This window comes from Alloacidobacterium dinghuense (genome assembly GCF_014274465.1).
GTDB classification, from domain to species: domain Bacteria; phylum Acidobacteriota; class Terriglobia; order Terriglobales; family Acidobacteriaceae; genus Alloacidobacterium; species Alloacidobacterium dinghuense.
Genome location: NZ_CP060394.1, coordinates 2,729,185 through 2,752,765, shown reverse-complemented (window position 1 = coordinate 2,752,765; position 23,581 = coordinate 2,729,185). Strand labels below are relative to the sequence as shown.

The 23,581-nt window shown below is 57.6% G+C and carries 21 protein-coding genes; 9 read left to right on the top strand and 12 right to left on the bottom strand.

Annotated features, from left to right (window positions below; all coding sequences use genetic code 11):
• Positions 1 to 13 precede the first annotated feature (13 nt).
• From H7849_RS11170 to H7849_RS11160, 3 genes are read right to left on the bottom strand one after another with little or no spacing between them, the layout of a single operon-like run.
• Positions 14 to 430 carry a DoxX family protein gene (locus H7849_RS11170; protein WP_186746537.1) on the bottom strand — a complete coding sequence of 139 codons (417 nt, stop codon included), beginning with the start codon at positions 428 to 430 and terminating at the stop codon, positions 14 to 16.
• Positions 431 to 470: 40 nt separating this feature from the next.
• On the bottom strand, positions 471 to 1,409 hold the full coding sequence (locus H7849_RS11165) for an alpha/beta hydrolase (protein ID WP_186746535.1): 939 nt from the start codon (positions 1,407 to 1,409) through the stop codon (positions 471 to 473).
• A 6-nt stretch (positions 1,410 to 1,415) separates the two neighbouring features.
• Positions 1,416 to 1,640 (bottom strand): hypothetical protein, encoded by a 225-nt coding sequence (locus H7849_RS11160; RefSeq protein ID WP_186746533.1) that lies wholly within the window; start codon positions 1,638 to 1,640, stop codon positions 1,416 to 1,418.
• Between the two features lie 53 nt (positions 1,641 to 1,693).
• Here H7849_RS11160 and H7849_RS11155 point away from each other — a divergent pair, with 53 nt between their 5' ends.
• Positions 1,694 to 2,002 carry a Rieske (2Fe-2S) protein gene (locus H7849_RS11155; RefSeq protein WP_186746531.1) on the top strand — a complete coding sequence of 103 codons (309 nt, stop codon included), beginning with the start codon at positions 1,694 to 1,696 and terminating at the stop codon, positions 2,000 to 2,002.
• 26 nt (positions 2,003 to 2,028) lie between these two features.
• Here H7849_RS11155 and H7849_RS11150 read toward each other — a convergent pair whose 3' ends face one another.
• Positions 2,029 to 3,594 (bottom strand): sialate O-acetylesterase, encoded by a 1,566-nt coding sequence (locus H7849_RS11150; protein WP_251106748.1) that lies wholly within the window; start codon positions 3,592 to 3,594, stop codon positions 2,029 to 2,031.
• 203 nt (positions 3,595 to 3,797) lie between these two features.
• Between H7849_RS11150 and H7849_RS11145 the strand changes: the two genes are divergently transcribed.
• Complete coding sequence (locus H7849_RS11145; protein WP_186746529.1) at positions 3,798 to 5,678, top strand: sensor domain-containing diguanylate cyclase; 1,881 nt, start codon at positions 3,798 to 3,800, stop codon at positions 5,676 to 5,678.
• Between the two features lie 117 nt (positions 5,679 to 5,795).
• On the opposite strand, the gene H7849_RS11140 is transcribed toward H7849_RS11145, so the two are convergent.
• From H7849_RS11140 to H7849_RS11130, 3 genes are read right to left on the bottom strand one after another with little or no spacing between them, the layout of a single operon-like run.
• Complete coding sequence (locus H7849_RS11140) at positions 5,796 to 6,506, bottom strand: hypothetical protein (protein WP_186746527.1); 711 nt, start codon at positions 6,504 to 6,506, stop codon at positions 5,796 to 5,798.
• A complete protein-coding gene (locus H7849_RS11135; protein WP_186746525.1) occupies positions 6,503 to 6,832 on the bottom strand; it encodes a PadR family transcriptional regulator in 330 nt (109 codons plus the stop codon). The genes H7849_RS11140 and H7849_RS11135 overlap by 4 nt, the downstream gene beginning before the upstream one ends.
• A 56-nt stretch (positions 6,833 to 6,888) precedes the next feature.
• Complete coding sequence (locus tag H7849_RS11130) at positions 6,889 to 7,578, bottom strand: hypothetical protein (RefSeq protein WP_186746523.1); 690 nt, start codon at positions 7,576 to 7,578, stop codon at positions 6,889 to 6,891.
• A 298-nt stretch (positions 7,579 to 7,876) separates the two neighbouring features.
• On the opposite strand from H7849_RS11130, the gene H7849_RS11125 reads away from it, so the two are divergent.
• Positions 7,877 to 10,363: an ADOP family duplicated permease gene (locus H7849_RS11125; protein WP_186746521.1), complete on the top strand. Its 2,487-nt coding sequence runs from the start codon at positions 7,877 to 7,879 to the stop codon at positions 10,361 to 10,363.
• 65 nt (positions 10,364 to 10,428) lie between these two features.
• On the opposite strand, the gene H7849_RS11120 is transcribed toward H7849_RS11125, so the two are convergent.
• Genes H7849_RS11120 through H7849_RS11110 form a run of 3 tightly spaced genes read right to left on the bottom strand, consistent with a single transcriptional unit; the run spans position 10,429 to position 12,494 of the window.
• Positions 10,429 to 10,821 (bottom strand): (deoxy)nucleoside triphosphate pyrophosphohydrolase, encoded by a 393-nt coding sequence (locus H7849_RS11120; RefSeq protein WP_186746520.1) that lies wholly within the window; start codon positions 10,819 to 10,821, stop codon positions 10,429 to 10,431.
• 50 nt (positions 10,822 to 10,871) lie between these two features.
• Entirely contained in the window at positions 10,872 to 11,735 is an 864-nt protein-coding gene (locus H7849_RS11115; RefSeq protein ID WP_251106747.1) for an ABC transporter substrate-binding protein, read from the bottom strand.
• Between the two features lie 21 nt (positions 11,736 to 11,756).
• Positions 11,757 to 12,494, bottom strand: coding sequence for an HAD family hydrolase (locus H7849_RS11110; RefSeq protein ID WP_186746518.1), 738 nt, complete (start codon positions 12,492 to 12,494; stop codon positions 11,757 to 11,759).
• Positions 12,495 to 12,591: 97 nt separating this feature from the next.
• Here H7849_RS11110 and H7849_RS11105 point away from each other — a divergent pair, with 97 nt between their 5' ends.
• The 4 genes from H7849_RS11105 to H7849_RS11090 all read left to right on the top strand — a co-directional run bounded on the left by H7849_RS11105 (position 12,592) and on the right by H7849_RS11090 (position 17,416).
• A complete protein-coding gene (locus tag H7849_RS11105; RefSeq protein WP_251106746.1) occupies positions 12,592 to 13,548 on the top strand; it encodes a tyrosine recombinase in 957 nt (318 codons plus the stop codon).
• Positions 13,548 to 14,030, top strand: a complete 483-nt coding sequence (locus H7849_RS11100) for a TQO small subunit DoxD (protein ID WP_186746517.1) — start codon at positions 13,548 to 13,550, stop codon at positions 14,028 to 14,030. Before H7849_RS11105 ends, H7849_RS11100 begins: the two co-directional genes overlap by 1 nt.
• Positions 14,023 to 14,958, top strand: coding sequence for a tyrosine-type recombinase/integrase (locus H7849_RS11095; protein WP_186746515.1), 936 nt, complete (start codon positions 14,023 to 14,025; stop codon positions 14,956 to 14,958). The genes H7849_RS11100 and H7849_RS11095 overlap by 8 nt, the downstream gene beginning before the upstream one ends.
• A 166-nt stretch (positions 14,959 to 15,124) precedes the next feature.
• Positions 15,125 to 17,416 carry a GH92 family glycosyl hydrolase gene (locus H7849_RS11090; protein ID WP_251106745.1) on the top strand — a complete coding sequence of 764 codons (2,292 nt, stop codon included), beginning with the start codon at positions 15,125 to 15,127 and terminating at the stop codon, positions 17,414 to 17,416.
• A gap of 9 nt (positions 17,417 to 17,425) precedes the next feature.
• On the opposite strand, the gene H7849_RS11085 is transcribed toward H7849_RS11090, so the two are convergent.
• Positions 17,426 to 18,088: a leucine-rich repeat domain-containing protein gene (locus tag H7849_RS11085; RefSeq protein WP_186746514.1), complete on the bottom strand. Its 663-nt coding sequence runs from the start codon at positions 18,086 to 18,088 to the stop codon at positions 17,426 to 17,428.
• An 87-nt stretch (positions 18,089 to 18,175) separates the two neighbouring features.
• Between H7849_RS11085 and secA the strand changes: the two genes are divergently transcribed.
• Positions 18,176 to 21,163 carry a preprotein translocase subunit SecA gene (gene secA, locus H7849_RS11080; protein ID WP_186746512.1) on the top strand — a complete coding sequence of 996 codons (2,988 nt, stop codon included), beginning with the start codon at positions 18,176 to 18,178 and terminating at the stop codon, positions 21,161 to 21,163.
• Between the two features lie 136 nt (positions 21,164 to 21,299).
• Here secA and H7849_RS11075 read toward each other — a convergent pair whose 3' ends face one another.
• Positions 21,300 to 21,905: an HD domain-containing protein gene (locus H7849_RS11075; RefSeq protein WP_186746510.1), complete on the bottom strand. Its 606-nt coding sequence runs from the start codon at positions 21,903 to 21,905 to the stop codon at positions 21,300 to 21,302.
• 211 nt (positions 21,906 to 22,116) lie between these two features.
• Between H7849_RS11075 and H7849_RS11070 the strand changes: the two genes are divergently transcribed.
• Positions 22,117 to 23,283, top strand: coding sequence for a twin-arginine translocation signal domain-containing protein (locus tag H7849_RS11070; protein WP_251106744.1), 1,167 nt, complete (start codon positions 22,117 to 22,119; stop codon positions 23,281 to 23,283).
• Positions 23,284 to 23,581: the final 298 nt, after the last annotated feature.

Here is a 23,581-nt window from a genome sequence, read left to right as displayed (position 1 = left end):
TTCTCACATATGCTTATCGTCTGACGCCGGTTCCGAGACGTGAATCGACAGCCAGATGGCCCGAGCCGCTTGCCAGTATCAGCAAGGCCAGCGCAAAGAGCGACAGCGGGAACTCAAATCCCATGGGCCCCGTTAACCCGTGATGCAGGTGGACTTTGATGACCGCTACTGCCATATCAATGGCAACGCCGAGAGCCGCGATGGGGATGAGCAGGCCGAGGATAAGCAGCGCACCACCAAAGAACTCTGTGAAAGCGGCGACATAGCCGAGCCAGTAAGGCATGCCCATATGTGCGACAGATTGCGCGAAGTTGTACAGGGAGCCGCGCGGGAAAATCTTGTGCCATCCGTGGACGAGCATAATGACACCGAGAACGATGCGGGCAATCAGTACTCCCAGTGGGCGAAAACGGTCGAGCCATGCGAACATTCAGGCTTGCTCCTTGAAGGTTTAAGGAATTCCTTGCATTTTACTGATGTGAAAGCACTTCGTCCAGAAATCCCTGGATGACTTCTGGGTATTTTAACCAATCCTCGCTGGCGACCTCGAATAGCAGCTTGGGAGCGGTGGCGGTGCTGTAGGCATCCTGGGTTGGGGCGTTTCCGCCGCGTTCGAGGAAGAGCTTGGGTGTTTGAAGCTTCTTTAGCGTCTTAATGGGGTTGAAGCGGTCGCTGGTAAGGATGCGCACGGGCAGGATGGTCGCGCGGGCGTCGGCGGAGAAGAGTGTGGAAGCGGTGGGGCTGATGTTTTCAAGGATCAGGGCTGCAGTTTCCGGATGGCGAGCAGCAGCGGAAGCCGCGACAGGTGCGCCGAGGCCGACGCCGTGAATGACGATGGAGTGTGCGGGCTGGTGGCGCGTTCCGGTCAGATATTCGAATGCAGCGTCGACGTCCTGATTCATGCTGGCTTCGGAGGGGTGCAGGTCGGCGCTTTTGCCAAAGCCGCGGTAATCGCATGCAAAGACGTTGATGCCGATGGAGTGCAGCGACTGGAGCTGCAGGACGGCGTCAGAGAGCGAGCCGCGTCCGTCGTGCAGGAAGAGAATGGTGGCGGAGCCAAATCGTCCTTGAGCTTCGGCGGGGATCCACCAGCCGGTGAGCTGCGGCTTGCCGGTCTCGGTGTAGTCGAATTGGATTTCCTGAAAGGGAACGTCCGGGGTGGCGCGGACGGTTCGCGATGGGTGGAAGATGAACTGCCAGCTTCCCTGATAGAAGAGCAGGCAGAGGGTCCCATAGGCGCAGATCGCTGCGACGCCCAGCACGATGCCCAGCGCCGAGAGGAGCCACTTTCCGCTGACGAGTTCCTGCTGCGGTCGCAGCGGGTCATTCGATCCGGAGGGCCATCCGGCGGCGCGGGCTTGTTTCGCGGTTAGCCTTGGTTCATTTCTGGTGGGAGATTTCTTCGGCACTGAAGGCTATCCAAAAGCGAGTTCGTCGGCGGATTCGAGCGGCGTTCCACAGACGCGGCAGATGACGGCGGAGCAGTCACCACAGACGAGTGGATCATCCACTTCCCGCGCACAGGTGGGGCACCACAAGCGCACTTCTTTGCCTGCGGGTAGATTCGGGGACTGCTGATCGTGCATTCTGAAGATGAGCGTAGCATGAGGGCGCGGGTGTTCGCTTTGCAAGGCGATCAAGCAAATTCTTCACTGCGCTCAGAATGACAGGGTTAGTTTCAACGGGGAGATGAATGTCTGAATTTGTAAGAATTTGTGGCAAGGCCGATCTGCCGCCGTCGGGTGAGGCGCGGGAAGTCTCAACGGGTGAAAGAGTGCTCTGCGTTGCGAATGAGAAGGGATCGATTTCTGTCATGGACAACGTGTGTCCGCATCGGGGCGGGCCACTGGGGCAGGGCATGATTGAAGGCGGTAAGCTGATCTGCCCGTGGCACGCCTGGGCTTTTGATCTGAGGACCGGTGAAGCGGCTCATACGACGATGGCGAGGGTTCCGGTGTATGAGGTCAAGGTTGAGGGGGAGGATGTACTGGTGAAGCTGTGAGGGTGGTGGTTCCCACCCTGACTTCGTCAGGATGGGGCACCCTTTGTTGTTGTACTGCTACGGCAAGATTGATTCCGATGTGAAGGTGGATGCGGGCAGACCGTCCTTGTTGAAGAGGTTGGCGTCGGTCCAGCCTTGCCACGCGTAGCGGACGGATTGAGGATGGCTACGCCAGCCGACTGGACCACAACCGTTGAGCCGTCGATTTTTGCTGTTGCAGGAACGAATTTTCTGTCCGATCCGGCGATCTCGAAGCCTGCCAGCTGCGGACCGTGCGCGGCAAGACCATCCCTTGTGTGATCGAACCAGACGCGCATGGTTGAGCCTTCCACCGTTGCGGTGCGGAGGAGCGGACCGGAGTACTCAAGCTGCGATTCACCATAAACAATGGCGCGGGCGGCGAGGGCGAGGCGAGCGCCTACGGTCTGCTTGTCGGCGGGGTGGACATTGTCTCTGTCACCGACATCGAGCGTTACCGCCATGGCAGTATTGGCGACGGCGAGTGTCCGTCGCTGCTTGTCTCGGAGCTGGCCCCAGTCTTCCTGCGGCGAGTAGAAGTTGGAAATCTGCACGTAAAGGAACGGGAAGTCGCCTTCGCCCCACTTTGCGCGCCAGTCCTGAATCATGGCCGAGAAGAAGCGGGTGTAATAGGGTGCGCGGTCGGGTGCGCTATTGGTTTCGCCCTGGTACCAGATGGCTCCCTTGATGGTGTAGGGAATGAGCGGCGCGATCATGCCATTGTAGAGGCTTGTGGGCTGCCAGGAACGGGCATCCGGGTGCCACGGGTGGTCGGGCCTGGGCTGATGAGCGGCCTCAGCGGCTGCGTCCTCGCGCTTTTCCCTGGCAACGATGAGGTCGGTGTCGCTGAGGTCGGCGGTGAAATGCGCCCAGGAGGCGAACATCGGCATCAGACCGGGATCGGAGCCGATGCGGTCCATGCTGGTCCAGGCCTCTACTGGAGTGCCACCCCAGGTAGAGTCGATGAGGCCGATCGGTACATGCTCGCGGGTGTTGATTTCACGGCCGAAGAAGTAGGCGACGGCGGAGAAGTCGGCTGCAGTTTGCGGCGTGCACTCGGTCCAGGTGGCGCTCACGTCATTTTCCGGAAAATAGGAGGGCTTGTGCTCGATGCGCAGCAACCGGACAGTGGGCAGGTTTGCCTGGGCTATCTCCTGCTGCGCGTTTTTCAGAACGGCGCTGCCGGGAAAGCCGTTCAGAGGCATTTCCATGTTGGACTGACCGGATGCAACCCAGACATCGCCGACCAGAATGTCGGAAAGTGTGACGCCGGATCCGGTGCTTGAACTGCCTTGGGCGCCCAGTGTATAGGGGCCTCCTGCATGTTCGGGCGTGAGCCACAGGCTCCATTTGCCGAGGTTGTCAGCGCTGGCGGTTCGCGTCTGGTCGTGAAAATGAACGGTGACGGTCTCACCCGGATCGGACCATCCCCAGATATGAATGGGCTGGTCACGCTGTAGGACCGCATGGCTGCTGAGGGCATTTGGCAGCCGAACTTCGGCGCCTGCCACGCCAATTCCCAACAGGGCTGCAATCATTGCGCTGGCACCGATAAGCCTCCGTTCAAACAACATCTCTTAAACTGCCTCCTTTACAATGGAAACCACAACTAAACTGGCAGGATAACCATAGCATTCCCCGAGATTTAATCGATCTGCGTAGAGGGCGCGTACAAAAGTTTCCAGGGCAGGGAGCTCGTCGACGACTGGGAATCAAGGCATTTTTCCGTTGTAACAGTTAAATGAAATAACATGTTTTTCCGGCAAGGATTCTTGCCGTGCACGTTTTTGAGGGTTCTCTGAGCTTTATGGCTTTTCCGGTGGTCGCTTTTACGAGGAAGGACGGACAAAAGCTCTCCATGCGCAGGCTCGCCGTGCTGGCGCTGATACTGGCTTCCCTCTCGACCACGACATCTCTGCTTAACTTGCAAAGCTGGCATTCGGGCGGCATCACGATTCTCTGGCCCTCGAATGGATTTCTTGCCGGCGCGTTGCTGTGTGTTCGCCGCAGGCATTGGCCAGCATATCTGGCGGTGGGGTTTCTGGTTGATCTCGGCATTAACCTGAGCCTTGCGACACCTTCATGGGTGGCTGTCTATCTCGCCTTGTGCAACATGGTCGAGGCGCTGCTGGCGGGGACTCTTCTGTATCGGACGATTGCTCCCAATCCAGACCTTACGCAACGCAAACAGCTGACCCGTTTCCTGCTTTATGGCGTCGTGGTTGCGCCTGCTGTGGCGTCGCTAATGGCGACGTTGGTGTTTGGCCGCCAGGGCAGGCACATCATGTCGCACATCCACACCTTCCAGTGGTGGTTCACGGCAGATGCGCTGGGGATGGCGGTCATGATTCCGCTGTATTTGTCGTTTGCGCGGCGAAAACTGTTTTTGGGCAGGTCATGGTGGGAGATAGTCGGCGTCTTTGCGCTGCTGTGTGGGAGTGCGGTAGCCGTCTTCTGGCAGACCCAGGCGCCTCTTCTCTTTGCTCTGCTGCTTGGCCTGCTGATGATCGGCGTGCGGCTGGGGCTGGCGGGTTCGGCTCTTGGGCTGCTGGTTGTTTCGATCATTGGTGGATTCTTTACCACGGCTGGGCGCGGGCCTCTTGCATTGATGCAGAACGTTTCGCTCACGACCCGCGAGTTGACGCTGCAAGCTTTCATCGCCTTTTCCATGTTGATGCTCTACATCCTTGAGGTGCTGCGGGCTGAGGGCTATCGATTGCAGGAAGGCCTGCGCGTGAGCGAAGCGCGCTTTCGTCTGCTGGCTGTGAGTTCCCGCGACGCGATTCTGCTGGTGAACCTTGAAGCCAAGGTGATGTACGCCTCGCCTGCGGTCACCGAGATGCTGGGATGGGAGACGGAGCAGACACTCGGGCTCAGCTATCGTGAAGCATTTCATCCTGAAGACATCACGGTTGCTGAGAGCGTTTTCAAAGATACGCGCGAAGGGCGTCATCCGGGGATGTTCCAGTTTCGCTGCCGAAAAAAAGACGGCAGTTATCTCTGGATGGAAGCCAGCCTGCGCCTCTACCGCGATTCTTCGGCGAACGACGCAACCGGATTTGTGGTGGTGATGCGCGACATTTCTCTCCGCAAAGCGGCCGAGGATGAGCTGCAAAGAGCGTTCCGCATGGTTGAAGCATTGGCCAGCGTGGATGGCCTGACAGGTATTGCCAATCGCAGGCGATTTGATGAAGTTCTGCAATCGGAGTGGCGACGCGCGCAGCGCGACCGCACCCCGTGCTCGGTGTTGCTGATGGACCTGGATCATTTCAAGAATTACAACGATATCTACGGGCATATTCCCGGAGACCGATGTTTGCGCCAGATGGCCGAGGCCGCCACTCAAGTCTCGCGCAGGCCGGCTGATCTGGTGGCGCGGTACGGCGGCGAAGAGTTCGCCGTTATACTGCCGGACACGAGTTGTGAGGGCGCCATCGCAATTGCGGAAGAGGTTCGTTCAGCGGTGGAGCAACTTCAGGTTCCGCACTCGGGTAATCCGCACGGAATCGTTACTGTGAGTATTGGCTGTGCAACGCAAGTTCCGCCGGTAGATGGCGACCTTTCCGAATTGCTGAAAGCTGCGGACAGCGCGCTCTACGTGGCGAAGTCGCTTGGGCGGAATCGTGTAGATGCGGCTCTGCCAGTTTTGCTTCCGTGAAACAAATTCTTCACAAGACATCCTGTTAAATCCAAGCACTGGCTTTTTTCGCGCTGGGGCAAGAAAGAGTCGGGGTATAACTTTGGTCTGCGATCCCTGTGCAGTCGGCACTTTGGGTCAACGCGCGTGAAGCGCTGCTGTGCGGAACTGCGATCGCCATGCGGCCACGACCAGATAAAACGTGGGCAGGATGAGAGCCCAGTTCAGAGCCCACAAAGCCCCATAGCTCCAGGCTGAGATCATCAGCACTGTCATGGTGAAGGCCAGAAGGGATGCCGCAGGCAGTGAGATGCGAACATTCCGCAGTCCGTGGCGGACACCGACGATGGCGGGCAGAAGAAACAAGAACAGGCAGAGTCTGGGTAGACCGTCCGAGTGGCTCAGGTTTAGAACGACGGGAAGCACGGACAAAGACGCGCTTACCCACAAGGTCCGCCGCGAAAGCGACCCAACGATGTAGCCAGCCGTCCAGGACCAGGCGATGAGGAGAAGGATGTGGCAAAAGAGCAGTGGGAAGCCTTCATGACCTGTTGGCCATTGCCACCCGTAAACTTTGTGATTGACCAGCCGTAGCCAGGTGCAGCTCACCGAGACGGAGACATATCGCAGAAGGTAGCTGCTGGGAAGCGCGACGGCGAAGGCGGCAAGCCATGGCCGGGGGCTCTTCCAGAGAGCAGCATGACGACGGAATGCCAGTCCGATAACGTCGAGGAATCCTCGCCACGCTACTTCATTTGTTTCCAGTAAATCGCCAAGGACTGCTTCGCGCTCGTTCCGATCAAGCAGCTTTGCGCTAAGCTCTATCAGCGGCCAGGCAACAGTGTTCATGAGGTCCTTCCTGTCCGGTTCTCCACCCAGGCTGCGCCGCGGCTTATACGCATTACCGCATCGTAGAACTCTTTGGCTGCGCGCACGCCTTGCGCGGTGACACGCACCATGCGCTTAGCACGCCCGCCTCGCAGCGGGGTGGATTCTCCCATCCAAGTTTTCAGCAGACCTTTCGCTTCCAGGCGATCAATGGTGGTGTAAAGCGCGCCCATAGAGCATTTGCGCCCGATGGTGGATTCGAGCTCTTCGCGAATGGCCGCGCCGTAGGCGTTTTCGCCGAGTCCGGCGGCGACGGTGATTAACGTGTATTCGAATTCGCCGAGCATTATTAGAAATACATTGTAGTACTAATCGAGATATAGTCAAGAGATTCTGAAGTAAATCACTCGTTCACCCAGCGAGTGCCGTCGCCGGGGATGATGTCGACGAGGGAGATGGCGTCGAGGGTGTGTTTCCAATGCACGATGAGGAATGCCGTAGCTTGATCATTCAGGAACAGGTCCTGGCGCAGCAGACACCAGACGGCAAGCGGTCGATCTTTCGTATCGGCGGGGTTATAACCGAATGCCTGAATGTCACTGGCTGCCGATCCCTCGACGGCGAGCGCTCTTTCAAAAGGCGGCCGGGGACTCATTCGGTCGTCGTGATCAATGGTGAGAACGCGCTCGCGCAGGTTGAGAGGGCTGCTGGAATGGGACCGCGCACGGAACTCATAGCGGGCGATAGCCATGGCGCCGACGAATCGCGCAACGCAGCCGCGATCTTCCTCTCCGTTGGCGGAAAGGCAGAATGCGCGGTTCGTCACGCCATCGCGGAAGCGGAGGCCATCGTTCGAGGTGTTCGCAAAATATTGAACGCGCATGCGCACCTCACATTCCGGCCTCACGAATCGGTATGTGTGGTCGGAATGCTGTTCGGCCTTCAACACCTTTGCGCTGAGGCCAAGGCCTGCCAGAGACCAGAGCAGAGATCGCCTTCCTGGATTTTGCAGGGCTGGTCGCGTCTCCGGAAGGGTTGCCATGGTTGCGCGTTCGATTACTACTACTTTGTAGTAGTAATCGAACGTTGTCAAGTCCGTTCGTGTTGCTGGGAGAACTCTCCAGGCTATTTTGGTCTACACGCGGTCGATGTCCGTATTTGTGACAGGGTGTCCGGAAACGGACGACACGAACCAACGCAGAGTGATATCAGGTCATTTGCGATCTGGCATTTAGCATTTGGCTCATGGGATGCTGAATATCCCAAACAGATTCCTGACGTGCGGCTGCGGGATTTGAAATAAAACTCTTCTCTGTTGTCGATTTCCCTGCGCCCGAACGACTATAAGGGTGAACGATCCTGCGCGCAAGCTCAACAGGAAAGGGGGCAACATGTCATTCTTTCGCGATCTCAGAGTTGCGGTTCATTCATTAACTCGCACTCCCGGGCTGGCGATTACGGTGGTTCTCACGCTGTCGCTTGGCATCGGCGCTAACGCAGCGATCTTCACACTGGTGCGTGGTGTCCTTCTCAAGCCCCTGGTCAATCGTGATGAGAACCGTCTGATCTATATCCGGCAGAGCGCGCCAGGCATTCACGAGGCCAACGCCGCCTTTTCCGTACCCGAGATCCAGGACTTGCGCGCTAGTGTCAAAACCTTGAGCGCATTCGGCGACTTCTCCACCATGGGTTTCACCATGGTCGGCCTCGGCGAGCCGCGTACCATTCAAGGGGGCGTTGTCAGCGGCACGTTTTTCGATGTAATGGGCCTTCATCCCGTCCTAGGGCGTCTCATCGGGGCTCAGGACGATGGCCCTAACGCTGCCGGAGTCGTCGTTCTCACCTATCGTTTCTGGGCCACCGCTCTTGGCAAGGATCCTTCGGTCATCGGCAAGACTGTTCGACTCGGCAGCATTGGTGAACGAACGGCGAAAATCATTGGCGTCCTCGAACCCTGTGTCCCATACCCACAGGACACCGAAATTATCTCCAACATCGTCACCAGCCCGCATCATCTCTCCGCGACCATGGTCACCGGCCGCATCCATCGCATGACTGAGCTTTTCGGCCGTCTCGCGCCCGGAGCCACACTCGACCAGGCTCGTGCTGAGCTGCACACCGTCTACTCCGCGATGAAGAAAGACCACCCCGAGGCCTATTCGAAGCAAGCTGACTATCAGATAGAAGCCCGGATGTTTCGCGACGAGATTACGTCTGGCGCCAGGGATGTGCTGCTGGTGTTACTCGCAGCCTCGGCGCTGGTGTTTGTCATTGCATGTTGCAACGTCGCCAACCTGATTCTGGCACGGACGGTTCGCCGCGAAGGTGAACTCGCGGTCCGCATGGCGCTTGGCGCGAGCAGAGGGGCGCTGCGCCGCATGCTGTTGGCTGAAAGCCTCGTGCTCTGTGGCACCGGTGCCTTGATCGGTGTAACAAGTGCCCCGCTGATGGTCGCTGTCCTCGCCCGCTATGCTTCCAGGTTTTCGGTCCGCGCCCTCGACTTAAAAGTAGATTCCAGCCTGCTGTGGGTAGGAGCAGCACTGGCCATCGTCGCAGCGGTGATTCTGGCGTTTGTCCCACGTCTGCCGTCATCGGCCTCATCGAGCGGGCTGGGCCTTTCAAGTGGCAGTGTGCGCATCACCAGTGGCACGAACCGTCGCCAGCAGATCTTCGCGGTAACACAAATCGCCGCTTCGTTCGTGCTGCTGGTCGGCGCAAGTGTGTTGATCTCGACGCTGATCGCGCTGCAAAGAGCGCGGACGGGCCTGGACACGCAACGCGTTCTCGCGATCGATGTTCCGGCCATGTACTATGGAAAGACACCACAGCAGGTCGTTGATTTCTACAGGGAAGCGATGCGTCGGGTGGATGCGCTGCCGGGCGTGAATCGGACCGCGTTCGGCGACGTCGTTCCCTGGCGCGACAGTGGCCCAGGCACCGGAGGTCTGCAATTTTCTGCTGATGGTCACGTTCACACCCCTGGCGTAGAGGACCCGCGCGCGACGTGGCGGGTTATCTCTCCCGGATACTTTGCGGCGCTCGGTGTTCCCATCGTCGCCGGCCGTGATTTCAACGCGCTCGACGACCAGAACCATGACGACAGTGTCGTTATCATCAGCCAGACACTCGCACAGCGCATGTTTCCCAATCAGGATCCCATCAATCGGCATGTTTTTTGGACGGATCCCGTATTGCAATTCTTTCCCGGAACGGATGCCGACAAGGCACGCCTGATGGCGCCGCACCGCATTATCGGGGTCGCGGCCGATATTGATGATAATCACATCGTCCCTGAGCCCACTGTCACTGTCTACGACCCCCTTGCGGGAGGTTTGATCATAGGCGGTCGGCTGTTCGTCCACACGACCAGAGATCCGTACACGCTGGTCACGCCAATCACGCGCCTTATTCGCTCGATGTCCGCCGATCAGCCCGTTGAGCACGCGGCCACGCTTGAAGATGTCCGCGCCGAAGTGCTCACGCCGGACCGCTTGAACTCGGTGGTGTTCGGAGTGTTTGCGGGTGTGGCGTTGGCCATCGCAGTGGTGGGGGTAGCAGGCGTGCTGGCATTTTCGGTCAGCTCGCGCACACGTGAATTCGGGATCCGGCTGGCGCTTGGATCGGAGCCTCAGTTGATCCTTAAAGGCGTGATAGCAGAGGGTGCCGGGATGGCCGCACTGGGCGTGCTCGCCGGCGCAGCGTTCGGGTTCGTGGCGGCACGTTTAGCGAGTAGCTATTTTGCTGAAATGAAGATGCCGGGCGCTTTGCCGGTGGTCATTTCCGCGTTCCTGCTGATGACGGTTGCGGTGGTCGCCTCGCTTCTACCCGCAGCACGCGCTGCCCGCGTCGATGTAATGGAGGCACTGCGCTCCGAGTAACAGTTCCCCGGTCACAGGAAATTGGAGGCGTACACTTTCGGAATCAGATCGGCAGGATTTAGTGGCTAGAGGAGCTTGCCGGCGGCGAGGTCGCGGACGAGGCCACGGTCGGCGGTGAGGAAATCATAGGCGGGCAGGTCGCGCAGGTTGCACCAGCGCAGATCGTTGAAGATGTGGTTGGTGATCTCGCCTTCGAAGCGATGCACGGCGAAGAATTGCAGGTCGACCGAGCTGCCGTTGCGGTAAGCATGGCGCACGTGGGCAACGAGCGTGCCAATCGCGGCCTTGATTCCTAATTCTTCTTCGAGTTCGCGGACGAGTGCCTGCTCCGGGCTTTCACCCGGCTCCATTTTGCCGCCGGGAAACTCCCACTTGAGAGCCATGGCCTGGTCGGGACGGCGCTGGCAGATAAGGACTTCGTTGCCGCGGAGGATGAGCCCAGCGACAACGTAGCGCACGGATTTGGACTCCGCGGCTCCGACTTTTTGGGATTCGATATCCTCCACGCTCACACCAGTTTAGACGGTTCAGCCTCAAAATCGATGCAACGCATTTGCGGACTTTGCATCTGGCCAAAAATCTCGGGATGGATGACCGAGGCGAGCGCGTGCAAGCCACCAATCAGCGTGGGCGCCGGGGTGTTCAGCAGTTCTTCCGTGATGCAGAAGACCCGGCGTTCGCCGACAGCGTGAAGATCTTGCCACCCGCGCTTTTCCACAGTGCGCTCCAGGGGAACGCGCATGCCTGCGCCGCACCACGCCATCACCATCACATCGGGATTGGCTGCGGCGATGACGTCGGCTTCTGTGACCGTGCCGGGCGAGCCAACAAAGTCGCCGCCTGCGGCTTCGACCAGTTCTTTGACCCAGAGTTGCGAGTGGATCAGCGGCTTGCCCCACTCTTCGCAGTAAACACATGGCCGCTTACCAGTAAGCGCAGCTTTGCTGCTGACTTCCGCAATCGCGGATTGCATGGATGCAATGACCGCTTCGGCTTTTTCGGTCGCGTGTACGACGGAGCCAACAAGCCGGATGTCGCTGTAGATGTCGGCCAGGCAATGCGGAGCGAGCGCCAGCACGGAGAATCCGGCTTTGAGAATGGCCGCCAGCGATTCCTGCCTATAGGGAACCGACGCGATGACGAGGTCGGGCTTTAGAGCAGCCAGCTCGTCGGTCGTTGTGGTCCAGGCGTCATGAACAAGCGGAAGATTGCGGCGGCGCAGTTCGGGAACAACGTCCAGACAATAACGCGTGCACGCGACGAGTGTATCGAGGTGGCCAAGCGAATTGAGAATTACCGACACACTGGGTTGCAAGGAAACGATGCGCATTCTGGATGCCAGCTTATCGTGTCCCAGTGAAAGAGTTGTCATTCTCTCGACCGTGCGATGTCACTAGACCTTGCTGTCTTTGAGCACCGATGCCGGGTAAAAGACGGTCCAACCATTTTCTGCCGCTGACTGCACTAGCGCAGGTGTGGGATTCACGGGAAAGGCGTGTTTTGCGATCTTCAGCATGGCTTCGTCGTGGATGGAGTTGCCGAAGACGCAGTCGGGATGCGGAACACCTGCGCGGACGAGCGCGGTGGCCTTGGCTTCGTCGGTGGGTACGTCGATCAGGTCGCTGGTGACGTGGCCGTTGACGATCTTGACTTCCGCAGCGAGCACTCGCGATGCGGGGATGCCGAAACGGGCGACGCCTTCTTCAATGACCCAGTTGTTGGTGGAGCTTACTGCCCAGAGTTCGGTTCCGGCGGCCCGCAGATCGGCGATCAGGTTCCGCAGCTCTGGAAAGATGTTTGCCTCAATATGAGTGCGGAAGTAGGTCGCTGCGGCGTGGCGCATCTCGTCTTCGCGCAGCTCAGCGTACATCTGAACCATTTCGGCGCACATCTCCTCTTCTGACACTTTTCCAGCGCGGTAGAGGCGGTATTGGGTGTCGACCCAGTCGGCGGTATTGCGCGAGACCAGCCCGGACTCGATCGACCAGATCATGAATCCGTATCCTGCATCGCCGGTCCAGAGCGTGCCGTCGCAATCGAAGACAGCGACCTTTGGATTGGCAGCGATGACGGCCTGGTGAAATTCTTCGCGGGTAAATTGCTCGGCGGGTGCGGTATGCAGCGTGGTCAAAAGAATACTCCTTTATCTATTGTCAGCGATGGTCGCAGATTTTGCACGACATGGAATGTAAAGCGTTGGTGAACTTGGTTCTGGAAACAACTTGTGGGTGCCGACTTGTTCGCCCGGCGCGGATAATCAGAGTGTGAGTACGGGCCGCAATACCGAGGTGATTCGCGAGTACCTGACATATCTGCGCGTGGAGAAGGGCCTGCGGCCGCTGACGTGCGAGGCTTACGAGCGCGATCTGCTGCAATTTGCTGAATTTCTTGAGCGCGAGAATGTGCTGCTGGTTACAGCGCGACAGCAGGAGGTGGCGGGATTTCTCGAACATCTGCGAATGCATGGAGTTGAATCGAGATCGATGGCGCGCAAGCTTTCGTGTTTGCGCGGCTTCTACAAATGGCTGCTGCTTGACAAGCGCATCCAGCACGATCCGACGATGAATCTCGAATCACCGGAGGCATGGAAGGTATTGCCGAAGTCTCTCGCGCCTACCGAAGTGAACTCCATGCTGGAAAGAGCGGCGATCGCAGCCGAACATCCGGAGGCGGATGCCATTGCGTTGCGCGATCGGGCGATTCTGGAATTGCTGTATGCAGGCGGTTTGCGCGTATCGGAACTGACGGGCCTGTGTGTCGCGGATCTTTCGCTTGATGCCGGACGCGCGCTGGTGCGTGGCAAAGGCGACAAGGAGCGCATCGTGCCGCTGGGCGCCTTGTGCTTGAAGGCGATTGCCGAGTATCTTGAGCGCGGGCGTCCTGCGCTTGTGCGGGGTGGCCGGGCCAATCAACTTTTTCTCTCCACGCGCGGCAAGGCCCTTTCGCGGGAGTGGGTGTGGAAGCTGGTGAAGTCGAGTGACAGCCACGCCAGTCCGCACAAGTTGCGGCATAGCTGCGCCACGCACATGGTGGAGCATGGCGCGGACCTGCGTACGGTGCAGACCTTTCTTGGCCATGCCGATATTGCCACGACACAGGTCTATACGCATCTTGCGCTCGGTAGACTGAAGGCTGTACATCGCATGCATCATCCAAGGGCAAAGCGCACCGTGCAGGAGCCGTGATGGAAAGACATGAAACTTCGCGTAGACCGCGCGTGCAGTCCGATCTTGCTCCGTTTCTTGTAAGGATTTCGCTCGGAGCCGGATTTCTCTCCGCTGTGGCCGACCGCTTTGGTGTTTGGGGGCCGGCGGGAACTCCCTCGGTTTCGTGGGGAAACTACCAGAACTTCGTTGCGTACACGGCCAAGCTCAACCCGTGGAGTCCGGCAGTAATGGTTCCAGCGCTGGCTGGGATTGTAACGTTTGCTGAAGCGATACTCGGAGTCCTCCTGATTCTAGGCCTGATGACGCGTATGGCGGCCTTGTTCAGCGGTATGCTGACGTTGATTTTCGCCCTGGCGATGACAGCTGTGCTCGGTATTCATGCCCCGCTCATCTACGGTGTGTTCGTCTATTCAGCGGCTTCTCTATTCCTGGCCGCAATCACAGCGCCCGATAAGTGGACACTCGACGCTCTGATTGCAAAACGAGGCAGCCATGGCTGAAGAAGCGAAACCAGAGATAGTGCTTCTCGCAGGTCGTTTTCTTTCTACATTGCAGAATGAGCGTGGATCGTCGCCGCATACCATGCGCGCGTACGAGCGCGAACTGCACAGCTTTGCCGCGTATCTTGTCCAGACGTTTGGAGCAGGAGTCCAAATCAAGCGAGTTGAGCACCAGCATATTCGCGCTTATCTGGGCACGCTTTACGAAAAGGGATTGTCTAAGGCTTCGGCGGCGCGCGCACTGGCCGCGATCCGCTCGTGGTTCAAGTGGCTGGCGCGTAGCGGTTATGTTGAACAGAGTCCCGCCGCGCTGGTGGCGACTCCGAAGCTGCCGAAACATCTGCCGCGCGTGCCGACGATCGAGCAGATGAACCGCGCCGTTGACGGCGTGACCGAGGATTTCGCCGCATGGCCGGAGCGGGATCGGCTGATCTTTGAGTTGCTCTATGGCTGTGGCATTCGCAACGCCGAACTCGTCGGGATCGACCTCAAGGATATTCACTGGGCGAATGAGGCAATTCTTGTGCGCGGCAAAGGCAGGAAGGAGCGGTATGTTCCTCTTGGCGACGCGGCGGCGCAGGCATTGCGCGCGTATCTGCCGCAGCGCGAAACGCGCTTGCAAGCGGCACGGAAACAGACTGAGGCATTGCTGTTGAATGCGAAGCTGCGCGGCAATGGACGTCTGACAACGCGCAGCGTGGGCCGCATTGTAAAGACGCTCGCGATTGCGAATGGACTTCCGGCGGAAGTGCATCCGCACACGCTGCGACACGCCTTCGGCACGCACATGCTGGAAGAAGGTGCAGACCTGCGGGCGATTCAGGAACTGCTCGGTCACGAGCGACTCTCGACAACACAGCGTTACACGCAGCTCACGGTCGGGCAGGTGGCTGAGGTCTACGACCGAACCCATCCAAGAGCGAAGTAACAGCGGGAGCGAAGTAGCAGATGGGAGCGAAGTAGCCGCTGAGATATTCGCACGCGGCTCTGTATATTCTGTTGAAGTCGTTATCTGTAACACTGCGAGGTCAGGAGTGCAGGTCAAGGTTCGTCTTGTTTCATGTTGTTTCGCTTTCTTCGTTGGGTTCTCGTCTTTGATTCAGGCGCAAACGTCTAGCGCTTTTCAATCCGTCGATCCAATGATCGGCACGGGCCCGGAAGGCCACACCTTTCCCGGGGCGACGGTGCCGTTTGGCATGGTGCAGCTCAGTCCGGACACGCAGATTCGTCCCTTCAAGCAGAGCTACAAGTGGGCCGCGGGCTATCGCTATGAGGACACGACGATCCTTGGCTTCTCCCACACGCACTTTTCCGGGGCAGGGCACTCGGATCTGGGCGACTTTCTTGTGCAGCCGATTGCGGGTGACGTAAGGCTGGAGCCGGGCGAGATCGACACGCCGGGATCTGGATATCGCTCGCGCTTTCACCATGAAACGGAAAAAGCTGAACCCGGCTATTACGCCGTAACGCTCGATGACTACGCGGTACGCGCGGAACTTACAGCAACAACGCGGGTGGGAGTACACCGTTACACCTTTCCGGCAGACAAGACAGCGCATCTGCTGCTCGATATGCGCTCGTCGATCTACAACTACACGGGAAAGGTTCTATGGTCGAGCATTCGGCTACGCGCAGACGGTACTGTGACGGGTATGCGCGAGACGCGCGGGTGGGCTCCCGCACGGCAGCTCTATTTTGCGATGCGCTTTTCGCAGCCGCTTGCCGGGCACGAACTGTACGACCGCGAACCGCTTCCGCAGGAGTACAAAGGCTTCGCAACTCCAGGGACATCGCCGGCAGATACGCAAGCGATTATGGGGCGCGGGCTCATCGGTGTTTTTGATTTCGGGGAACTCGAGCAGCCTTTGGTCGTCAAAGTCGCGATTTCGCCGGTGAGCGAAGACGGTGCCATCGCGAATCTCGATGCTGAGGTGAGTGGTTTCGACTTCGATGCTGTGCGGGAGCAGGCGCGGCAGGCATGGGAAAAAGAGCTCTCAGTCGTCGACATCAAGGCCGATCCAGCGATGCGCAAGAGCCTCTACACGGCTCTTTATCACGCGCTGATGGCGCCGTCGGTTGCAATGGATGAGGACGGAAGATACCGCGGGCCCGATTATCAGGTGCATAAGGCCGAAGGTTTCAACTTTGTTTCTGCGTTCTCGCTTTGGGATACGTACCGGGCGGAACAACCGCTGATGACTCTGATCGAGCCGCCGAGCCGCACGACGGATGTGGTGCGATCTCTGCTGGTTTCGCAGAAGGAAAGCCCATTCGGCATTTTGCCCATCTGGCAGTTCCAGGGGCTGGAGACGTGGTGCATGATCGGCTACCATGCCGTGCCCGAGATTGCGGATGCGTATATGAAGGGCGTGGGCAACTTCGACGCGAAGGAAGCGCTCGATGCCATGGTGGCCAGCGCGACGTATGCTCCATATGGCCATCTCGGCGAGTATATGAAGCTTGGTTATGTGCCGGTAGACAACGATGGAGAAGCAGCATCGAAGACGGTGGAGTACGCCTTCGACGACTGGACGATCTCGCGGATGGCTCGGAAATTGGGCCGTATGGATGTAGCCGATACTTTTGAAAAGCGTGCAGAGAACTGGCGCAACGTCTTCAATACGCAGACTGGCTTTCTACAACCCAAAAAAGCGGACGGAAGTTTTCGTGAGCCATTCGACCCGGCACAGGCTGGAGCGCAGAGCGGCTTTACCGAAGGGAATTCATGGCAATATTCGTGGTATCAGCCGCAGGATGAGGCAGGGTTGATCAGGCTTCTCGGCGGCGATCAGAAGCTTGTCGACAAGCTCGACGCGATGTTTGACGCGAAGGTCGATCCCAAGCGCTATGCCGATGTTGAAGATATTGCCGGCATGATCGGGCAGTACATTCACGGCAACGAACCGAGCCATCATCTTGCGTATCTCTACGACTACGCGGGACAGCCGTGGCGTTCACAAGAGCGCCTGAAGCAAATTGTCGATTCGCAATACCGTCCCGCGCCGGATGGTCTGGTGGGTAACGATGATCTGGGACAGATGTCGGCATGGCTGCTGTTCACTGCATTCGGATTCTATCCAGTTGCGCCGGGAACGAATGAATACGTCATCGGGCGGCCCTTCGTTGAGGAGGCAACCCTGCATCTGCCAAATGGCAAGCAATTCCACATGGTTACAGACAATCTTTCAGGCACGAATCGCTATGTCGGCAAAGTCATGCTGAATGGCAAGCCGCTGACCCGCAGCTATCTGCGCCATGAGGAAATTATGGCTGGAGGCGAGCTGCATTTTGTGATGAGTGCGGTCCCGAATAAGACGTGGGCGACGAGTCCGGAGGCGCGTCCGTTTTCTCAATCCATCGCAGACAAAGCAGGAGAATCTCGCTAGAAATTTTGCTCAAAAATATACGAGACACCCGCGTGTTTCGAGAGCGTCGATCCATGGAGGCATTGCAAGCGTGCTCACCCAACGCAGATCAAGCTTCTCCAGCTTTGGCAGCTTCGCGATTGCTTCAGGCAGCTGGACCAGGGGATTGCCTCTGAGGTCGAGCTGTCTTAGTTCCAGTAATGCTCCAACCGATTGAGGCAGTGAGGTGAGCCGATTGTTCCGAAGATGCAGCTCGCGTAAACGCGTCAACTGCCCGATTGAATCCGGAATTACCGTCAGCCGATTGTCGTCAGCGCGAAGCTCGACCAGGCTTTCGAGATTGGGAATGCATTCCGGCAATTCTGAAAAGGCATTCTCGCTGATGTTCAGATAACGCAACCTCTTCAAACGCGCTAAAGAGACAGGCAGACCGGTCAACTTATTATCATGAAGGTAGAGGAAGTTCCTCAGGTTATCGAGGTCGCCAAGAGCGTCCGGGATTTGTGTCAGTCGATTGTGCCCGAGATCGAGTGTGTGAAGTTTTCGCAGTCCGCCAATTTGTTCCGAAATTTCAGATAGCTGGTTGTCAGCCAACACGAGCATTTCGGTATCGACCAGTTTCCATGTCGAGTCTGGGACGCGGGTAAGCTGTTGTTTCCAAAGGTTGAGGTAAACGTCTGACGGATTCTGCATGAAAGAAAATGCCAGGGAACATCATGTCGCTCAAACGAAGCGATCATTTCCCAAACCAGTTACACTATATCTTGAGGAAATTCTGCTTTGATCAGTACGGCTCTTACCAAGGTTTTTGGAACCAGCAATGAACGCGCAGTGAAGCGCCTTATGCCTGTCGTCGGATCTATCAATGCGATGGAGCCGAACGTGCAGCGCATGTCGGACGACGAGCTGCGCGCGAAGACGCAGGAGTTCAAGGCGCGCATTGCTGCCGCGATTGAAGGCATCACCGACGCGGAGGAGCGCAAAGCTGCCGAGAAGCAGGCGCTCGATGAGATTCTGCCCGAGGCTTTTGCCGTGGTTCGCGAGGCCGGTCGCCGCGCCGTGAACATGCGCCATTTCGACGTGCAGCTCATCGGCGGCATGGTGCTGCATCAGGGCAAAATCTCAGAAATGAAGACGGGCGAAGGCAAGACGCTCGTCGCCACTTTGCCCTGCTATCTGAATGCACTTGCCGGGCACGGCGTGCACGTCGTGACGGTCAACGATTATCTGGCCAAGCGCGACGCCGAGTGGATGGGCAAGATTTACGAGTTCCTTGGGCTCACTGTCGGCGTCATTGTGCATGATCTCGATGATAATCAGCGGCGACAGGCGTACGGTGCCGATATTACCTACGGAACCAACAACGAGTTCGGCTTCGACTACCTGCGCGACAACATGAAGTTCGAGCTGGCCGATTGCGTACAGCGCGGCCACTACTTCGGCATCGTCGACGAAGTGGACTCGATCCTGATTGACGAAGCGCGAACGCCGCTCATCATCTCCGGCCCAACCGACCAGACCACGGACAAGTATGCCCGCGTGAACCGCATCATCCCAGGGCTTGAGCTGGGCGAAGAGATCGAGCAGGGCGTTGACCAGGCAAAGATTCTCACCGGCGACTACGTGGTCGATGAAAAGCATAAGACGATCAGCGTCACTGACGAGGGCTGGGAGAAGATTGAAAAGCTACTCGGCATCGGTAACATTGCCGATCCAGAAAACTGGGACCTGAAGCACCACGTGGAAGTCGCGATCAAGGCACATTCGCTCTACAAGCGCGACGTGCAGTACGTGGTGAAGGACGGCGAGGTCATCATCGTCGACGAGTTCACTGGCCGACTGATGCCAGGGCGCCGCTGGTCGGATGGCTTGCATCAGGCCGTCGAAGCCAAGGAGGGCGTGAACATTCGCCGCGAAGACCAGACGCTGGCGACGATCACCTTCCAGAATTATTTCCGCCTCTACAACAAGCTCGCCGGCATGACCGGAACAGCTGAGACAGAAGCCGCAGAATTCGACAAGATTTACAAGCTTGAGATTGTTGTCATTCCGACGAACAAGCCGCTGCTTCGGCTTGAGAATCCTGACGTGGTCTTCCGCACGGCGAAGGAAAAATATTTTGCAGTTGCCGATGAAATCGCCAAGCTGCATGAAGCCGGCCAGCCGGCTCTCGTCGGCACCACGTCGATTGAAAAGTCCGAATTGCTTTCGCAGATTCTGCAACGCAAGGGCGTGAAGCATGTTGTGTTGAACGCGAAGTTCCACGAGCGTGAGGCTGAGATCGTGGCGCAGGCCGGCCGCCTGGGAATGGTCACCATCGCTACTAATATGGCAGGCCGTGGAACGGACATCCTTCTGGGTGGCAATGCCGAGTTCGTCGCCAAGCAGGACCTGGTCAAGAAGGGCACAGCGCGCGCGATCAGCGTGGCCGAGGGAGCGCTCAACCCGATGGCTGCGCCGGGCATGTTCCGCTTCTATTACCAGGGTCAGGAGTTCGAGACCACGCAAGATGTCTGGGACAAGACGTATGCTGCTTACGCTACGAAGGCGACAGAGGAGCATGAGTCGGTCATCGCAGCGGGTGGCCTGCATATCATCGGTACCGAGCGGCACGAGTCGCGACGTATCGATAATCAGCTTCGCGGACGCGCTGGACGTCAGGGCGATCCGGGCGCATCTCGTTTTTACTTGTCACTTGAAGACGACCTGATGCGGATCTTCGCCAAGGAGTGGGTGGGGACACTGCTGCAGCGCCTCGGCATGGAAGAAGGCGTGCCGATTGAATCGCGCATGATCTCGAAGCGCATTGAAGCGGCGCAGAAGGCAGTCGAGTCGCAGAACTTTGAAGCCCGTAAGCACCTGCTCGAATACGACGACGTGATGAACAAGCAGCGCGAGGCCGTCTATGGGTTGCGCCATCAGCTGCTGGAGGGGCTCGATCAGAAAGAACTGATCATTGAGGATTACGTCGCGAACATTCTCAGCAATATGCTCGATGAGCACGCACCGGAGAAGCTGCATCCCGATCAATGGGATTTCAAAGCGATCAAAGAGAAGCTGATTGGGCAGTTCGGATTGGATGTCGATGCCGAAGGTATCAACATCGCCGAGATGACGCGCCACGAACTGGGCGAGACGCTCTTCGAGCGGCTGAAAGATCGCTATGAGGCAAAGGAGCAGGTCGTCAGCGACAAGGCCATGCGCTTCCACGAACGCATGATTATGTTGAGCGTACTGGATGGTCTTTGGAAAGACCACCTGCTCAACATGGACCACCTGAAGGAAGGCATCGGGCTGCGCGGCTACGGTCAGCAGGATCCGCTGGTGGCTTACAAGAAGGAATCCTTCGACATGTTCGAAGGAATGATGGAGCGCTTCCAAGAAGATACTGTCCGCTTCCTCTTCCTGATGCAGATTGTTGGTCCCGATGGACAGCCGCTGCAAATTCCCTCGCGGCCGCGCCCGGCGATTCCTCTTGCTCCTCCCGTGGCTTCAGCCGATGGCAATGGACATCATGTTCCGCCTGCCGCGCATGAGCATCCTGCGATTCCGATTCCGACACGACAGCCTTCGACGACGATTGACGAGATCGAGCGCGAGTTCCAGCGCAAGAAGAAGCGCGAACTCGAGGCTGCGCGTATGGCGGGGGCCGGCAGTGCTGAAGCTCCGGCACAGCGCAGGACCGGAGACAAGGTAGGACGCAACGATCCCTGCCCCTGCGGCTCCGGTAAGAAGTACAAGAAGTGCCACGGAGCGAACGAAGCTTAATTTCAGCGAAGCAAGAGTGTGCACGTACTCAGACCGTCATTCTTATCACAGCGAAGAGTCCGGCAAACATCGCTGAGATTCTTCCTCCCGGTGGTCGTCAGAATGACGAGAGACGATGATGTTCTGCAGCCACCAACTAAAACAGAGCGCCTGCAGATTCCGATTCGACTGCATCCAGGAAATTCCTGAGTGCAGCGATCCTCGGCTCTGCCAGGCGCTTTGTGTTTTCCAGACGAATTTGTCCGGGCAGCGCCTCCAGATTCTTCCGTAATGTTTTTACCGCGTCGGTAAACGTCGAGAAGCGGGTGTCGCGTCCCACTTTCGCGATTGTGCGCAGAGCGCCAATTCCGCCCAGCTGTTCCAGAATGTCGGCGTCGCGCAAAATCGTCGCGTCGATGCTCGTCGGGCTGTCTTGAGGCTGATGCTCGCTGATCGCAGCCAGCACAGCAGGAATTTTTTCAGCAGGAAATCCAGTGTCCTGCAAAATCTGAGGAGCGCAGTCACAGGCATAGCGCACGTGATCCCAGCTGGCAAGCTCTGCCGGGTCTTCCGGACGATGCCCCACGAAGACGCCGAGATCGTGCAGCCATGCCGCCGCAAAAACCACATCATCGTCGTACTTGAGATCTGCGCCTATGTGTCGGGTCAACGCGTAGAGCCGCGGCTGGTGGCCGTACTTCTCAACCGGCTTTGCGTGGCTTTGGATGAACTTTTCAATGCCTGTGCGAAACGTGGCTAGCATAGACAGATTCAATCATGAACAGAGCCTGTTTTTTTTGAGCGCGCGAAAGGTGTTTGAAGTTTGGCTGTAGTTCTTAAGTAGTAAACAAACAGATGACGCGTAGATGACATCTGCATGACAAGCTCAAGTGGATACAGCGAGAGGCTTATTACGCGGTGATCGAGATCGACGGGCCAGGTCACCGCAGACGATCCTTAAAGGAGTGTGCAGCGTGGAAAAGGAAAATCACGCACCGAGCAACGCGACTGGTGTAGTGAAGCGTCGCTCGTTTATCAAGGGCATTGGCGTTGCCAGTGCCGCGTTGTCAACCGGAGGTTTACTGGGAAGCCTCAAACTTCAGGCAGAAGAAGACGAAAAGAGCGGAAGGCTCGAACCAGGCGACGCAGCAATTCTGCGCTTTCTTGCCGCCATCGAGACCATTGAAACGGATCTTTGGCAGCAGTACGCAGAACTCGGAGGCAATCAAACGAATGAACCGCCTCAAATCACGGGACTGACCGGGGGAAATGCCGCCTACATCAGGGCGTTGCAAAATCTCGACGGCGACATGCCCCAATACATTCACGACAATACCGAAGATGAATTCAGTCATCAGGACTTCATCAATTCGTATCTGGCCTCGAAAGGCGCCGATACTGCAGATCTCAAATCATTCCGAAATCTGCCCAGCAGTCAGGCGACTGGCGCGCAGAATATAGGACGGCTCACCAATCTTATGGAGTTGACCGTCGACACGTCGTGGTGGACACGATACCGAAGCCGCACTAAGAATCCTGACCTTGGCGATACCTTCACCAATGCGATCAAGGTATTGGGAACGAAGAAACATACAGCGATCCCCAGAAATAACAATGAAGCGCAATTGGACTCGAGCTCGCCCAATGGCGTCACTGACCTCACGCAATACATCGCCAATACCGCGGGTTTTCACTTTGCATTTATCGAGCAGGGGGGAACAAGCCTCTACGCTCAGCTGGCGCAAAGAGTCAGTCATTCGGAAGTTCTTCGTATTCTGCTGAGCATTGGGGGAACGGAGATCATGCACTTCCAGACGTGGCACGACAAGGCCGGGAATTGTCCGCCATTGAAGGGCGTGAAGGATCCGGTAAGCGGCGATACCGTGGACTTTCCGGATATCAGCAAGTTCGCAGGCAATGAAGATTTGCAGGCGAATCTCATCATGCCCGAGCCGACTAGTTTTCTAAACAGAAAATTTCCCCCGGTTTCGATCATCCGTCCGACAGCGACAAAAGGCGCGGCAGCGGCAACAGTGAAGGCGTTTATCGATGACGGCCTGTTTCTCCGCCAGTCGCCGGCGTTCTTCAAATATATAAACGATCTGGCAGAAGACGCCGACGAGGCAAGGCGCAGGGATTGATTCGTAAAACCTCGAACCATATCTGCGTTGTTCTCGCATGAAGCCAGCAGGGTGGGGCCGCTGGAACATAGCGGAGAAAAGAGGGCAGAGCCAACCAGCTCTGCCCTCAATATATACAAAGGCGCCTGCGGATTCCGATTCGACTGCTTCCAGAAAATTTCTGAGCGCAACGATTTTCGGTTCCGTCAGGCGCCTTGTGTTTTGCCAGCATGACTCGATTCAATCACAGCAAGTCGCGGGAGGATGCAAGAACAAAGCGATGACACGCATATGACACACGCGTGACACAAGCGACATG

Coding starts and splice junctions, on each gene's coding strand:
- H7849_RS11140 (WP_186746527.1), bottom strand. CDS start 6,506: ATGAACACTGTTGCCTGGCCGCTGATAGAGCTTAGCGCAAAGCTGCTT.
- H7849_RS11125 (WP_186746521.1), top strand. CDS start 7,877: ATGTCATTCTTTCGCGATCTCAGAGTTGCGGTTCATTCATTAACTCGC.
- H7849_RS11075 (WP_186746510.1), bottom strand. CDS start 21,905: ATGCTAGCCACGTTTCGCACAGGCATTGAAAAGTTCATCCAAAGCCAC.
- H7849_RS11155 (WP_186746531.1), top strand. CDS start 1,694: ATGTCTGAATTTGTAAGAATTTGTGGCAAGGCCGATCTGCCGCCGTCG.
- H7849_RS11085 (WP_186746514.1), bottom strand. CDS start 18,088: ATGCAGAATCCGTCAGACGTTTACCTCAACCTTTGGAAACAACAGCTT.
- H7849_RS11095 (WP_186746515.1), top strand. CDS start 14,023: ATGGCTGAAGAAGCGAAACCAGAGATAGTGCTTCTCGCAGGTCGTTTT.
- H7849_RS11135 (WP_186746525.1), bottom strand. CDS start 6,832: ATGCTCGGCGAATTCGAATACACGTTAATCACCGTCGCCGCCGGACTC.
- H7849_RS11100 (WP_186746517.1), top strand. CDS start 13,548: ATGGAAAGACATGAAACTTCGCGTAGACCGCGCGTGCAGTCCGATCTT.
- H7849_RS11115 (WP_251106747.1), bottom strand. CDS start 11,735: ATGACAACTCTTTCACTGGGACACGATAAGCTGGCATCCAGAATGCGC.
- H7849_RS11170 (WP_186746537.1), bottom strand. CDS start 430: ATGTTCGCATGGCTCGACCGTTTTCGCCCACTGGGAGTACTGATTGCC.
- H7849_RS11150 (WP_251106748.1), bottom strand. CDS start 3,594: ATGTTGTTTGAACGGAGGCTTATCGGTGCCAGCGCAATGATTGCAGCC.